At 62.4% G+C, this 13,959-nt stretch carries 13 protein-coding genes; 7 read left to right on the top strand and 6 right to left on the bottom strand.

Annotated features, from left to right (window positions below; translation table 11 throughout):
• Positions 1–271: 271 nt before the first annotated feature.
• Entirely contained in the window at positions 272–466 is a 195-nt protein-coding gene (locus ACFSJC_RS16585) for a hypothetical protein (RefSeq protein WP_386028311.1), read from the bottom strand.
• A 325-nt stretch (positions 467–791) separates the two neighbouring features.
• Positions 792–1,709 (bottom strand): LysR substrate-binding domain-containing protein, encoded by a 918-nt coding sequence (locus ACFSJC_RS16580; protein ID WP_465325790.1) that lies wholly within the window; start codon positions 1,707–1,709, stop codon positions 792–794.
• 145 nt (positions 1,710–1,854) lie between these two features.
• Between ACFSJC_RS16580 and clpB the strand changes: the two genes are divergently transcribed.
• The 3 genes from clpB (at position 1,855) to ACFSJC_RS16565 (ending at position 6,008) form a co-directional block, all read left to right on the top strand.
• Positions 1,855–4,452 carry an ATP-dependent chaperone ClpB gene (gene clpB, locus ACFSJC_RS16575; RefSeq protein ID WP_386028309.1) on the top strand — a complete coding sequence of 866 codons (2,598 nt, stop codon included), beginning with the start codon at positions 1,855–1,857 and terminating at the stop codon, positions 4,450–4,452.
• Positions 4,453–4,592: 140 nt separating this feature from the next.
• Positions 4,593–5,570 (top strand): PDC sensor domain-containing protein, encoded by a 978-nt coding sequence (locus tag ACFSJC_RS16570; RefSeq protein ID WP_386028308.1) that lies wholly within the window; start codon positions 4,593–4,595, stop codon positions 5,568–5,570.
• A gap of 102 nt (positions 5,571–5,672) precedes the next feature.
• On the top strand, positions 5,673–6,008 hold the full coding sequence (locus ACFSJC_RS16565) for a DUF4124 domain-containing protein (protein WP_386028307.1): 336 nt from the start codon (positions 5,673–5,675) through the stop codon (positions 6,006–6,008).
• A 97-nt stretch (positions 6,009–6,105) separates the two neighbouring features.
• Here ACFSJC_RS16565 and ACFSJC_RS16560 read toward each other — a convergent pair whose 3' ends face one another.
• From ACFSJC_RS16560 to ACFSJC_RS16545, 4 genes are all read right to left on the bottom strand, one after another.
• Positions 6,106–7,356: a NupC/NupG family nucleoside CNT transporter gene (locus tag ACFSJC_RS16560; protein WP_386028306.1), complete on the bottom strand. Its 1,251-nt coding sequence runs from the start codon at positions 7,354–7,356 to the stop codon at positions 6,106–6,108.
• Positions 7,357–7,397: 41 nt separating this feature from the next.
• The gene (gene hslO, locus ACFSJC_RS16555; protein WP_386028305.1) at positions 7,398–8,270 is read right to left on the bottom strand and encodes an Hsp33 family molecular chaperone HslO; all 873 of its coding nucleotides are present in this window, start codon (positions 8,268–8,270) and stop codon (positions 7,398–7,400) included.
• 72 nt (positions 8,271–8,342) lie between these two features.
• A complete protein-coding gene (locus ACFSJC_RS16550) occupies positions 8,343–9,179 on the bottom strand; it encodes a metallophosphoesterase family protein (protein ID WP_386028304.1) in 837 nt (278 codons plus the stop codon).
• A 71-nt stretch (positions 9,180–9,250) separates the two neighbouring features.
• A complete protein-coding gene (locus ACFSJC_RS16545; protein ID WP_386028303.1) occupies positions 9,251–9,583 on the bottom strand; it encodes a thiamine-binding protein in 333 nt (110 codons plus the stop codon).
• Between the two features lie 140 nt (positions 9,584–9,723).
• On the opposite strand from ACFSJC_RS16545, the gene ACFSJC_RS16540 reads away from it, so the two are divergent.
• The 4 genes from ACFSJC_RS16540 to ACFSJC_RS16525 all read left to right on the top strand — a co-directional run bounded on the left by ACFSJC_RS16540 (position 9,724) and on the right by ACFSJC_RS16525 (position 13,941).
• Positions 9,724–10,185 (top strand): hypothetical protein, encoded by a 462-nt coding sequence (locus tag ACFSJC_RS16540; RefSeq protein ID WP_386028302.1) that lies wholly within the window; start codon positions 9,724–9,726, stop codon positions 10,183–10,185.
• Between the two features lie 99 nt (positions 10,186–10,284).
• Positions 10,285–10,557: a DUF6489 family protein gene (locus tag ACFSJC_RS16535; RefSeq protein WP_386028301.1), complete on the top strand. Its 273-nt coding sequence runs from the start codon at positions 10,285–10,287 to the stop codon at positions 10,555–10,557.
• A gap of 155 nt (positions 10,558–10,712) precedes the next feature.
• A complete protein-coding gene (locus tag ACFSJC_RS16530) occupies positions 10,713–13,250 on the top strand; it encodes an EAL domain-containing protein (RefSeq protein WP_386028300.1) in 2,538 nt (845 codons plus the stop codon).
• A gap of 82 nt (positions 13,251–13,332) precedes the next feature.
• Positions 13,333–13,941 carry an Lcl C-terminal domain-containing protein gene (locus ACFSJC_RS16525; RefSeq protein WP_386028299.1) on the top strand — a complete coding sequence of 203 codons (609 nt, stop codon included), beginning with the start codon at positions 13,333–13,335 and terminating at the stop codon, positions 13,939–13,941.
• The last annotated feature ends 18 nt before the right edge of the window (positions 13,942–13,959 follow it).

Raw genomic sequence — 13,959 nt, 5'->3', positions numbered from 1 at the left:
GCGCTCCATCTGGATCGTCGAGGCACCGTCCTCGATCCGGGTGGAGTGCGCGTGGAGTTTTGGAGGGGGCGAGTCGGCTCCCTTTGGGGCGATCTGCGGACGTCCTGCGGGATAGACGGGCGTTACCGGAGCGGTGTCGAGACGAGTGAGCGAGAGCAGGCGCCTCGCCCGGCATGATGTGCTACCGGTACGAAGCGTTGGGGGCTGTGATGGCGCGTCGATAGATAACGCACTTTGCGTCGTGCCATAAAAGGCCCGAAAAGGAGTGGGATCAGATCTTGTCGTGCTCCTTTTCGATTTCCCAATTGCATTGTTCGATTAGATTTTCCAGCGGCTTGGCGAAATGGAATTCCTCTTCGGGCTCGAAGGGCGCCCCTTTGTTCCAACACCTTGCCGCATCATCTGCGGTAATGGGAAATCCCTGCCGGCAAAGTTCCCAGATCGCTTGTAACTGTTTGACGCTCATGATGGCCCCCTTGGGTCGATCGACTTCGAGGCGAGCGGTTCGATCGGTGATGGGTGAATCCGCTCGATACTCGATGGGAGGAATCGGGTCTTTGTTGCTCTAGAGCAACGGTCAATAATTAGAGACACTTTTCCCGATCCCCAGTAAATACTAGCCGATTCTTTGCTGCTCGTGATGACGAGCAAGAAATAAATGGCCATTTTTGTCACACAGCCCGTAATTCCTAGCTTGGGACTGAGGATAGTGGCGTGTGGTGAACTTTCCAGTATGAGTGCAAGGTGTCTGCGCGAATATGTGAGCGAGGTCTCGGCTTTGCGAACGGGCGTCAGCCGATCCGGGTCACGGTGTCCGGGAGTTGGTTGCAGACCGTCGCGGCGAATGCCTCCAGCGCCTGGCGGCGTGGGAAGCTGCGCCGATAGACGAGCGAGATACGGCGGAAGGCATCTTGGAGATGTAGCTGGCGGGCGACGATTCCCGTGTCGGTCATCCAGCCGCCGCGTATCGCCAGGGCCGGTACCAGGGTGCAGCCGAAGCCGGCGCCGACCAGCTGCAGCAGGGTCTCCAGGCTCGATGCGCGCAGGTCCGCCATTTCGCCGTGGACTGGGCGCACGGCTAGGCGGCATACCTCCATGACCTGGTGTGCCAGGCAGTGGCCGTCGGCGAGCAGGAGGAGTTCCAGCTTCTCCAGATCCTGGGCCGTGATCTCGTCTTTGTCGTTGAGGGGGTGCTCCGCGGGGTAGGCGAGCCAGAAGGGTTCGTCGAACAGGGGAATGCTGTCGAAGTCGGACTCGTCCACCGGGGTGGCGAGGAGGGCGGCGTCGATTTCATGGCGCGCGAGCCGGCCCAGCAGACTGTCGGTGATCTCCTCCGACAAAATCAGCTTGAGCTTCGGAAAGGTGCGTTTCAATGGCACCAGAACTAGCGGCATCAGATAGGGACTAATCGTCGGGATGGCGCCGATGCGCAGGGGGCCGGACATGGGGTCTTGGTGCGCACGCGCGACCTGCTCGATGGTTTCGGCCTGTTCCAGCGCGAGTCGGGCGTGCGACAGGATAATCTCGCCGACCGGCGTGATCTCGACCGACCGATTGGTGCGTTCGAAGATGACGATATCCAGCTCGTCCTCAAGCTTTTTGATCTGTCCGCTCAGGGTCGGCTGACTGACGAAACAGCGCTCGGCTGCACGCCCGAAGTGGCGCGTTTCGGCAACGGCGAGGATATATTTGAGGTCACGTAGATTCACGCACGCATGATAACGGAAATCGGCGTCTGTGCGCTCCATCCGTGTCGGCATCCTCGTATTCTGAAACATGCCGGCGACTTGATACCCTTGATGCGGCGTCCCAATTTCCCATGTAATTAGACAGGAATTATTTGGAGATACGACTGTGAGACAGGACAAGCTGACCGCGAAATTTCAGATGGCGCTCGGCGACGCCCAGAGTTTGGCGCTCGGGCGCGATCATCAGTTCATCGAGCCCGTGCACCTCATGATCGCCCTGCTCGACCAAGAGGGCGGGACCATTCGGCATCTGCTGAGCCGGGCCGACGTCAACACAAACCAGCTGCGCTCGACGCTTGGCGAGGCGCTCGATCATCTGCCGATGGTCGAAGGGGTCGGAGGCGATGTTCATCTGAGCAACGACCTGAGCCGACTGCTCAACCTGACCGACAAGCTCGCTCAGCAACGCAATGATCAATACGTCTCATCCGAGCTTTTCGTGCTCGCGGCCCTGGAAGACAAGGGGGTGCTCGGCAACGCGCTACGCGAAGCGGGTGCCAGCAAGTCGGCTGTCGAGCAGGCGGTTCAGTCGGTGCGCGGTGGCCAGAAGGTCGACGACCCCAATGCCGAGGAGCAGCGCCAGTCACTGGAAAAATACACCATCGATCTGACCGAGCGTGCCGAGCAGGGTAAGCTGGACCCGGTGATCGGGCGCGACGACGAGATTCGGCGCACCGTGCAGGTGCTGCAGCGGCGCACCAAGAACAACCCGGTGCTGATCGGCGAGCCGGGCGTCGGCAAGACCGCCATCGTCGAGGGGCTGGCGCAGCGCATCGTCAACGGCGAGGTGCCCGAGGGGCTCAAGACCAAGCGGTTGCTCTCGCTCGACATGGCCGCGCTCATCGCTGGGGCCAAGTTTCGCGGCGAATTCGAGGAGCGCCTCAAGGCGGTGCTGAACGACGTCGCCCGTCAGGAGGGCAACGTCATCCTCTTCATCGACGAGCTGCACACCATGGTCGGGGCCGGCAAGGCCGATGGCGCCATGGATGCTGGCAACATGCTCAAGCCGGCCCTGGCGCGCGGCGAGCTGCACTGCGTCGGCGCCACCACGCTCGACGAGTACCGCAAATACGTCGAGAAGGACGCCGCCCTGGAGCGCCGCTTCCAGAAGGTGCTGGTCGACGAGCCCAACGTCGAGGACACCATCGCCATCCTGCGCGGACTCAAGGAACGCTACGAGGTCCATCACGCGGTCGAGATCACCGACCCGGCGATCGTCGCCGCAGCCGTGCTCTCGCATCGCTACATCGCCGACCGTCAGCTTCCGGACAAGGCCATCGACCTGATCGACGAGGCCGCCTCGCAGATCCGCATGGAGATCGACTCCATGCCCGAGGAGATGGACCGGCTCGACCGGCGCCTGATCCAGCTCAAGATCGAGCGCGAGGCGGTGAAGAAAGAGACCGACGAGGCATCCAAGAAACGTCTGACGGACCTTCAGGGTCAGATCGAACGGCTGGAGCGCGAGTTCTCCGATCTCGACGAGATCTGGAAATCCGAGAAGGCGGCAAGCCAGGGCAACGCACATATCAAGGAGGCGTTGGACCGCGTGCGTCTGGAGATGGAAACCGCGCGGCGGGCGGGGGACTGGGCGCGGATGTCCGAGCTTCAGTACGGGCGCATCCCGGAGCTCGAGAGACAATTGGCCACGTCGGCGTCTGTCGAGAAGGGCGAAAACCGTCTGCTGCGCAGCAAGGTCACGGAGGAGGAAATCGCCGACATCGTCTCCAAATGGACCGGCATTCCGGTCTCGCGCATGCTCGAAGGCGAGCGCGAGAAGCTCTTGCGCATGGAGCAGGCGATCGAGCAGCGTGTGGTCGGCCAGAACGAGGCGGTCCGTGCGGTCAGCGATGCCATCCGCCGCTCGCGCGCCGGTCTGTCCGATCCGGCGCGCCCCATCGGTTCCTTCCTCTTTCTGGGGCCGACCGGCGTCGGCAAGACCGAGCTGTGCAAGGCGCTCGCCTCATTCCTCTTCGATACCGAGGAGGCGATGGTGCGCATCGACATGTCCGAATTCATGGAGAAGCACTCGGTCGCGCGCCTCATCGGCGCGCCGCCCGGCTACGTCGGCTACGAGGAGGGCGGCTATCTGACCGAGGCCATCCGCCGCCGGCCCTACAGCCTCATCCTGCTCGACGAAGTCGAGAAGGCCCATCCGGACGTCTTCAACGTGCTGCTTCAGGTCCTCGACGACGGGCGTCTGACCGATGGCCAGGGACGCACGGTCGACTTCCGCAACGCGGTCATCGTCATGACCTCGAACCTGGGGTCGGACGTCATCCAACAGATGGCTGGCGAGGACAACTATGCCGAGATGAAGGAGGCCGTCATGGAGGTCGTCAGTCACGCCTTCCGGCCCGAGTTCATCAACCGGCTGGACGAGATCGTCGTCTTCCACCCGTTGCAGCGGGCTCAGATCCGCGCCATCGCGCGTATCCAGATCGACTATCTCCAGAAACGTCTGGCCGAGCGCGACATGAAGCTGGCGGTGAACGATGCCGCGCTGGATCATCTCGGCGAGGCTGGATTCGATCCGGTCTATGGTGCGCGTCCGCTCAAGCGTGCCATCCGGGCGCAGTTGGAGAATCCGCTGGCGCAGGAGATCCTGTCCGGTAAGTTCGCCCCCGGCGATCTGATCGAGGTCGGCTTCAGCGACGGCCAGCTCGTCTTCGAGCGGGTGCTGCAGGGCGAGTTGGTGGATTGATCTATAGCTTCCAGCTTCCAGCTTCCAGCCGTCAGCGATCAGCTGGTCGGTTGGGGTTCGCGAGAGCGAACCCCACCAGATTGCTGGAAGCTGGCTGCTGGAGGCTGGCCGCTTTTTCACATGAGGCAGGGCATACCGCCATGAGTCAGGCATTGCAGACCGTCGTCGCGCGTCAGCGCATCGAGCTTCAGGAGCGATTGGCCGGATTGCTGGAGCGTCTGGTCGTCGGCTGCCGCTCATGCTGGCCAGACCGTGAGGCGCTGGAGGTGTTGCTTCAGGAGGCGTTGCCGACCCTGCCGTCCTGCAAGTATCTCTACGTGCTCGACGCCGAGGCCCGCCAGCTGACCGCCAACCTCTCGCCTCAGGGCGTGCTTCCCGAGCATCTGGGGCGGGATCGCAGCGAACGGCCCTATCTGACCGAGGCGCTGGCCGGAGCGCGCTTCTCCCTCTCGCCCGCCTACCTCAGCCGCAATGCCCGCCGTCCTTCGCTGACGGCGATGCAGCGCATCGAGGCGGATGACGGCGCCTTGCTCGGATTCCTGGGGGCCGATTTCGATCTGCGCGAGCTGCCCTTGACCCGCGAGCTCTATCAGCAGCCGGGTCAGTGGTTCCAGCTCAAGGGCGATCCGGCGATTCGCGGTGGTCTCTTCCAGCAGGAGCGGGTCGAGAGCCTCATGGACAGTCGCATCGACGAGGTCTTGGATCTGCTGATCGAACTCGTCGCCGCGCATGGCGTCTTCCACTGCAAGCTGCATTTCTCCAGCTCGCGGGCGACGCTCTGGATGATCGACGACCCCTTCCGCTACCGCATCCTCGACTACGAGGATCTGGCCGATCCTGGAACCTGTCTCGCCTATCCTCGGCGCGACTACCCGCAGGATGTAGCTATCCCGGTCGAGCGGATCGCCGAGGTCTTCCACGCCTTCCGCGATCTGCGTTTCATGGACGAGACCATCTATCTGCGTTCGGGGTCGCTCAACATTTTCAACGGCATGGTCGGCCTCACCTTCTCCTGCGACGGCTCGCACTACATGCCCTGGGAGGAGTTTCTCGACAAGAGCCTGTCCTTCTGGCTCGGAACGGGCGAGGCCTGCGCCGCCGTGAAGCCGCCATCTTGAGATGGGGCTTGGCGACAACAACCGGTATCTCCAGCGCGCGATTTGTCGCGCTGAAGCCAGCACTAGAATCCGACGCTAGACGATCTCAATGAGGACGATCATATGAAGCGGCTTTCGGTACTTGCAGTGAGTCTGTTCATGGTCAGCGGGTCAGTGGTGGCGGCCATGTACAAATGCGACGATCCGGCAACGGGAAAGCCGACCTATTCGCAGACCCCATGCGCCCCGGACGCTCAGGTCATGGAGCTCAATATCCATCGTCCGACCCCTGAGCAGATTCGGCAGCACGAGGCGCAGGTCGAGTCTGAGCGCAAGTTCATCGAGGAGAGCCGCGCGCGCCGTAAGGCATCGCAGGGGCAGCCGAAGTCGTCGACCGCAGCCGAGCCGTCGCGCAATATCCCGCCGTTGCCACAGTCTGGTAAGCCGGCTGATTCATGATGTCCAGCCGCCAGCCGCCAGCCGCCAGCCGCCAGCCGCCAGCCGCCAGCCGCCAGCGATATCATCTAGCTGGTAGCTGGTAGCTGGTAGCTGGTCGCTACAGCAGCATCCCCACGACCGCGCCCGTCATCAGGGTGGCCAGGGTTCCCGCGACGATGGATTTCATGCCCATGGAGACGATCTCTCCGCGTCGTTCCGGGGCCATGGCGCCCAGGCCGCCGATCATGATTCCCAAGCTGCCCAGGTTGGCGAAGCCGCATAGGGCGTAGGTCATGATGAGTCGGCTGCGCTCGCTCAATGCGTCGGCGGGCAGCTTGGCCAGTTCCAGATAGGCGACCAGCTCGTTGATGACGGTCTTGATGCCCATGAGCGAGCCGGCGGTCGGTGCCTCGGACCAGGGGATGCCGATGAGCCACACGATGGGCGCCATGATCCAGCCGAGGATGCGCTGGGCCGAGAGTGGCTCTCCCGAGATCTCCGGCAGCCATCCGAGCAACTGGTTGATGAGGCTGACCAGCGCGACCATGACGATGAGCATGGCGATGATGTTGAGCCAGAGCGGGATGGCGTCGAGCGTGCCTCGGGTGATGGCGTCCATGCTGCTGTGGTCCTGATTGGGGATGTCCTGCGGGATGTCCTCGATGTCCGTGCGCTGTTCCGGGACCATGACGCCGGCGATCATGAGCGCGGCCGGTGCGCTGATGATCGAGGCGATGAGGATGTGGCCCATGGCGTCCGGGATGGCGGTTGCGATGAGGCTGGCGTAGAGCATCATGACGGTTCCGGCGATGGTGGCCATGCCGCAGGTCATGAGTCCGAACAGGGCCGAGCGTGACATGCCGCTCAGGTAGGGGCGGATGAGCAGTGGCGCCTCGGTCATGCCGACGAAGACGTTGGCGGCGGCGCCCAGTCCGAGCGGGCCGCCGGTGCCCAGGGTTCGGCGCAGCAGCCAGGCGAATCCGCGTACCAGTTTCGGCATGACTCCCCAGTAGAAAAAGAGCGCCGAGAGTGCGCTGATCACCAGAATCAGCGGTAGCGCCTGAAAGGCGAGAACGAAGCTGTTCTGTGGAAGTTCGGTCGTGAATGGCGCCGAACCGCCGCCCAGATAGCCGAAGACCAGTTGGGTGCCCGCCTGCGTGGCCTGCTGCACGGCGAGGACGATCTGGTTGAGTGCCAGGAACAGGTCCTTGGCGTAGGGCAGTTTGAAAAAGAGCAGGGCGAAACCGAACTGTAGCGCCAGTCCCGCGAGGATCAGGCGTGGGCTGACACGGCGCCGATCCTCGCTGAACGTCCAGGCGAACAGGGTCAATAGCGCGAGGCCGAGCATCGGCTGTAGGAAGCTCGTCATGGGGTGCGAGTCTCGTCGAGGGCGCCCTGATGGGCTGGGCTTCAGTGTTGCGAGGCGGGTGTCTCGTGACGCGTGTGCTCGGCGAAGATCTGGCGCGTATCGACCGAATCGAAGCGGTATTCGCGGTTGCAGAATTCGCAGATGACTTGGATGAAGCCTTGCTCGGCCAGAATGGAATCCACCTCGTTTTCGCCGAGCAGCTTCACCGTATTCTCGATCCGGGTGCGCGAGCAGCCACAGCGGAACGCCATGGGGTCTGGCTCGAACAGACGGACCGACTCTTCGTGGAAGAGGCGGTGTAGCAACTGGTCGCTCGGCAGTTCGACGAGTTCTTCCGGCGTGACGGTGGCGGCGAGCATGCAGATGCGCTCCCAGTCCTCGTCGATCGTTTCCGATCCGGGCATGCGCTGCAACAAGAGTCCGGCCGCGCGGTCGGCGGAGGAGGCGAGCCACAGGCGCGTGGGCAGTTGCTCGGATTGTCCGAAATAGCGTTCGATCGCCTCTGAGAGCTGTTGCCCTTCCAGCGGGACGACGCCCTGATAGGGTTCACCGGTCTCGTGCTCTACGGTCAGCACCAGTCTTCCCTCGCCGAAGCGGGCGTCGAGACGCTGTTCCGCCGGAACCTCTCCGCTCCAGCGGGCCAGTCCTCGGACGGTGTGCTCATGCGTCGCTTGAGCGACCAGTGTGCGGATTGGACCGGAGCCCTGGGCCTGGAGGATGAGCGAGCCGTTGAATTTGATGGTCGCGCTCAGAAGTGCGACGGCCGCGAGCGCTTCGCCAAGCGGGTTGCGCACGGTTTCGGGGTATTCGTGCGCGGAGAGTACAGCCTGCCAGCTGGCGTCCAGATGGACGAGGTTGCCGCGGATACCCGCATGCTCGAAGAGAAAACGCGAGAGAGTGTCGGAATCGGTCATTGATAGCGTCGTTGAAGTTGGTATGCGCTTTTGACGTGAGTCTGATTCAGCGCGATCGTGATAAAGATGGGGTCAATCGAGCGTTGCGAGGAAGGCGTCCACGGCTGGCTGCAGTGGACGCTCGCCGGCCAGTACGGCCGGCTCGAAATCGCGTCGCCAGAGCGGCATCAGGAGGCGTGCGCGGCGCCACTCCTCGTAGAGAATGCGCACCAGTGGTCCGCCCTGGTCGATGAATCCCGAGTCATGAAAGTTGCGGTCCGCATGCGCGCGATCGTAGTCGAATCGGATGATCTCCCAGTGCCAGCGCCCATGATGCCATTCCAGTTGCGCGTAGCTGCCGCGCGGATCGCCGTCGAAGGGCGAGCCGGCGGATCCGACGTTGAGGACGGGAACGCCGTCGAGTATGCGCTGGAGCGGGCGATGGGTGTGCGCCGTCACGAAGAGTGCGATGTCCTCGGGCAAGGCATCCACCAATTCTGTGTCGGGGATGCTTGCCGTGATGCCCTGACGGTTGCTGCTCATGGTGCCGTGCGTGACGTGAACCCAGCTCGCCTCACTCTCGCCGGGGAAGCACAGATGGTCCGGCCAGTCGCTCAGCGCATCCAGACGCGGCTGGACCTGGGCGAGGGTCCAGTCGGCGAAGCGGCGCAGCTCCTCTTCGAGCGCGTCCTTCGGTGCCTCGCGGGCGCAGCGCATGATCCAGGTTTCGTGGTTGCCATTCACCGGGAGCCATCCGGATTCCCGGCGTAGCCGGTCGAAGAGTTCCAGGCACGCGAGGCTGCTGGGGCCTCGGTTGATGAGGTCGCCGTCCATGACGACCAGATCCGGATGCCAGGCGTCGATGGCCTCGACGACCGTTTGCATGGCCGGCAGATTGCCTTGGACGTCGGAAAAGATGGCGACCTTCATCTGTGTCGGCTCGTTTCGGTTGAGGTTGTTACGCGGACACGATACTCAAAGCCGCCCGCGAGGAAAACCGCTCAGGACGCGAGCGGAGCGGCTGAGTCGAGATCCCCGATGTGCGCGCGGATGGAGTCGATTTTACCCGTCAGTCGCCCCAAAGGCCCTTGGCGGATATCGAACTTTGAGACCACGTAGATCCGCTCGCAGCCGAATTCGCCGAGTAGGAGTTGGGCGCGGTTGATGATATCGAGTGCCTCAGGGAGGGTTTCGGTCTCGATTTGGGTGCCCATGGGTGAGACTCGATACGCGTGTCCGCTGTCGCGGATCATGCCGATGATGGGCGCGACGAAACGACTGACACTGACTCCTTGGTCCATTGGGAAGATGGTGAGATCGAGGATGACGGACATGCGGGTTGCCTTCTTGAGTTTAGTTCGCCGTGTGCTCGGAAGAGACTGGGATTGCCGCTTTCGGGTCCAGGGCCGTAGACTGGGAGCCCGACAATTGCCATTCGAGACCCGGCGCGAGCCTAGGATCCAAATCGAACACGATGACTCCCGAACACGATACCTCCGAGCCGGACTGGGACACCCCCTTATCGCTGACCATTACGCCAGCCTTGCTGATCCATGCGCTGATGGGTACGGCGAGCGCGGTCCACACGGGTTGGAGCAGTTGTGTCGATGATACCTTGATGCTGTCCAATCTGGTGTCCATGGATGATGCCGCCGGAACCTACGTTCGCCTGGTCGAGCAGGAGTTCGTCGAGGAAGATCAGCCTGAGACCCTATGGCACGACTGGACGTTGGAGGTTCGTATCGGCGCCGTCCTCACGACCGGCCACTGGCAGTTCCAGTCGACGGCCCATCCCTCCGAATGGGAATGGAATGCCCGTGAGGCGACGCGTGCCTTCGAGCGTGCCTGCGTCTTGATCGGTCGGCGTGTTCGTCCGACGGTAGCCGTCGAGGAGCCGGTGCCGATGGACCCCATTCCGCGTGCCAGCCGGCATTGATCTCTATGGCGGCCTCGTTCACGCGTTTTCGTAGCTTAGCCCCGGTCCGTCCATCTGGCGAACCATCGCGGCAGGAAGCTGCTCCTACCGGAGAATCCCATGAAGGTCACCGTCGATTTCGATATTACCCCGGAAGAGGTGCGCAAGCTCTTTGGCTTGCCTGATGTCGAGGCGTTTCAACGTCAGCTGATGGACGATATCCGCGAGCGCATGGCGGCGGGCGCCGAGGGGTACGATCCTCTCAAGCTTTTCCAGCCCTATCTCGCAGGAACCATGGCCTCCTGGGACATGTTTCAGAAGATGCTCGGCAATGTCACCACTATGGCGGCCTCCGGCTCCGCAAGCGCGGATGGAGATCGCGGAAAGAAATGAGCCTTTGCCGGGATCCTGATGATCCAGGCTGGGTGCGTGGGGACATTCGATGCCTTGGCGTCGATCTTGTCCCCCTGGAGCGCGATCGGACTCTCGGGTCGCTCCCGGTGACGCTTCCGGTCGTTCGTCGATGACCCTTTCGCTGCAGACGGCCGATGTCCCAGGGTAAGCGATTAGAACAGCAATGGAATCATCGTATCTACGGACAGGATTTTGCGATCGAGCTGGTTCAGCAGCTGGTGATTCCCACCTTCGTGCTCGACGCAGGCTGCCGGGTCATCGTCTGGAACCGGGCCTGCGAGTGTCTCACGGGGATGGCGGCGATCGAGGTCATCGGGACCCGGGAGCATTGGCGGGCCTTCTATGAAGAGCCGCGTCCCTGCCTGGCCGATCTGGTCGTTCAGGATCGGGGAGGGGAGTTGCCCTGCTTCTATTCGAAGCATGATGTACGATCCGAATCGGCGTTCGACCTGCATGCGGAGAACTGGTGTCGCATGCCCCTTTTGGGGACCGAGCGCTATCTGGCACTGGACGCCAGCCCGATCCAAGACCCAGACGGTCGCCTGATCGGTGTCGTCGAGACGCTGCGCGACATGACGGATCGCAAGCGGACCGAATCGAAGCTCCAGCTGATAGCAAGCGTCTTCGACCACTCTCAGGAAGGCATCCTGATCACGGATCCCGAGGCTCGGATCCTGGATGTCAACGCGGCATTCACCCAGGTGACCGGCTATTCGCGCGATGAGGTGCTCGGTCAGACACCGGCGTTGCTCAAGTCGGGTCTCCAGGAAGCAGCCTTCTACAAAGAGATGTGGCGCTGGCTCGGAGAAACGGGTCAGTGGCAGGGCGAGATCTGGAATCGGAAGAAATCGGGCGAGGTTTATCCCGAGATCCTGCACATCAATGCGGTGACCGGAAGCGACGGGGCTGTCACCCATTACATCGGGATGTTCACCGACATCACCGACCTCAAGAGCACCCAGCAGCGTCTCGTCAGCCTCGCCTATTACGATGCCCTGACCGACCTGCCCAACCGTGTCCTCCTGGCCCAGCGTCTGCATCAGGCGATGTCGCGGGCTAAGAGTCATGAACGGCTGGTGGCCATCTGCTTCCTCGATCTCGACGACTTCAAGGTCATCAACGATCGCCATGGGCACGAGATCGGGAACCGTTTCCTGGTCGAGACGGCCAATCGTCTGCTCGCTTCGCTGCGAAATAGCGATACGGTGGCGAGACTGGGCGGGGACGAGTTCGTGCTCTTGGTCACCGATCTGGTCAGCGCCGAGCAACTCGAAGGGATCCTGGCCAAGGTCTTCGAGGTGGTGGCGGCCCCGTTTCGTATCGGCGACATCGACATCGGTGTGTCGGCCAGTATTGGCGTGACCCTCTACCCGCTGGACGACAGCGATCCCGATACCCTGCTGCGGCACGCCGATCACTCCATGTATCAGGCCAAGCAGCTGGGACGCAATCGCTACCATCTCTACGACCTGGATGCCGCCAAGGATCTACAGACGCGTCACCGCGAGTTGGAGCGTATCCGCCAGGCATTGCAGCACGGCGAGTTCCGCGTCTATTACCAACCCAAGGTGAATATGCGCAGCGGTCAAGTCGTCGGGCTGGAGGCGCTGATTCGCTGGCAGCACCCGCAACGGGGTCTGCTCGGTCCCTTGACTTTTCTTCCCCAGATCGAGCAGTCCCCGCTGATCATCGATGTCGGCGAATGGGTGCTGCACGAGGTCTTGGCCCAAATGGGGCAATGGTTGCAGGAGGGGTATCGTCTGTCGGTCAGCGTCAACATCGCGGCGCGCCATTTCCAGCATATCGATTTCGTGTTGCGACTGGAGGCGATACTCTCCGAGCATCCCGATGTGTCTCCGCATCTGTTGGAGCTCGAGATCCTGGAGAGCGCGGCGCTGGATGATGTGGTCTTGATGCGCGAGGTGATGGCGGCCTGTCAGGGAATTGGAGTCTCCTTCGCCCTGGACGATTTCGGGACCGGCTATTCATCGCTTGCCTATCTCAAGCAGCTGCCTGCTGAAACCATCAAGATCGACAAATCGTTCGTGCATGACATGCTGGATGATCAGGAAGATCTGGCTATCATCGAGGGCGTGATCGGACTCGCCGGCGTCTTCCGCAAACAGGTGATCGCAGAGGGCGTGGAGACGCCCGAGCATGGTCTGCTGCTGATGCGTTACGGCTGCGACTACGCCCAGGGGTACGGCATCGGTCGTCCGATGCCGGCCGAGTCGATCTCACCCTGGATCTCCGAATTCCGGCCGGATTGGAAGTGGCCGCTGTGGGCCGGCGATTGCTGGGACTGGGCCGACATGCCGTTGTTGCTGGCCGCCCATGACTACGAGAAATGGATCGGTCAATTGCAGGCGTGCGTGACTGGTGCGAGACGGGGCGATCCGCTATTTGAACTCTTGGATCTGCCCGACTGTCGTTTGAGTCGATGGTATGCCGGCGGTAGTCGGGAACGGTACGGTGACTTGCCCGAGTATGGCGATCTGGAGGCGATTCACGCCCGCATCCATCATCTCGGTTCCCAGTTCATCGCGATGCATCGGAGCGGGCGCCAGGTTGTCGCCGCCAGGCTTTGGGAAGAGTTGAGCGAGGCCAAGGCGCCCTTCATCCAGAGGCTCGTCGAGTTGCAACGGCGCGTGGCGCGTGTGCGGGCGTCCTGATGTCGATTTGCGCTCCTGTGGGGCGTCTTGTCGCGTTGCCATCCTCGGATCGAGTTTCAGCACCTTGGGGAGAGCCGCATCCATGAAGGTATCGAGTTGTCTGCTGCTGGTCGGGCTCTTGCCTGTCCTCTCCTTGGCGCTGGCGCAGGATTGCGTCGAGGATGGCGTACCGATTCCGGCGGCTCACTTCATCCAGGTTCAGAATGGCACGATCATCGATCGCTCGACCAATCTGATGTGGAAACAGTGCAGCGAGGGTGCAACCGGCGTCGGATGCGCTACCGGGCAGCCGGAGCGGCTCAAATGGAAGGCGGCGATGGCGCGGGCGAGGGACTCCCGCTTCGCGGGCTATGCCGACTGGCGTCTTCCGAATCGGCGAGAGATCAAGACCCTGATGCAGAACCGCTGCTATGGGTTGCGCATCGACGGCGTCATTTTCCCCAATACACCGGCCGCCCGCTTCTGGACCTCGACGCCGGCCGCCTACTATCCCGGCAGCGCCTGGACGTTCGATTTCGGTGACGCCACCATCAGCTACGGGACCAGGAGCGATGCAGCTTATGCGCGGCTGGTCCGGGATAGCGAGTCCTGCTCTCCGGTGATTCCCGGTACCTGTCTTCCGCATGAGGACCGGATGTACGAGCCGCACGGCTCGGTCGAGGAATTGGATCCCAGCAAAGAGATCCCCTAGGATCCGTAAGGACCCTGG

This window comes from Thiorhodococcus fuscus, from assembly GCF_042682685.1.
Lineage (GTDB): Bacteria > Pseudomonadota > Gammaproteobacteria > Chromatiales > Chromatiaceae > Imhoffiella > Imhoffiella fuscus.
This window is presented reverse-complemented; position numbering and strand designations above follow the sequence as displayed.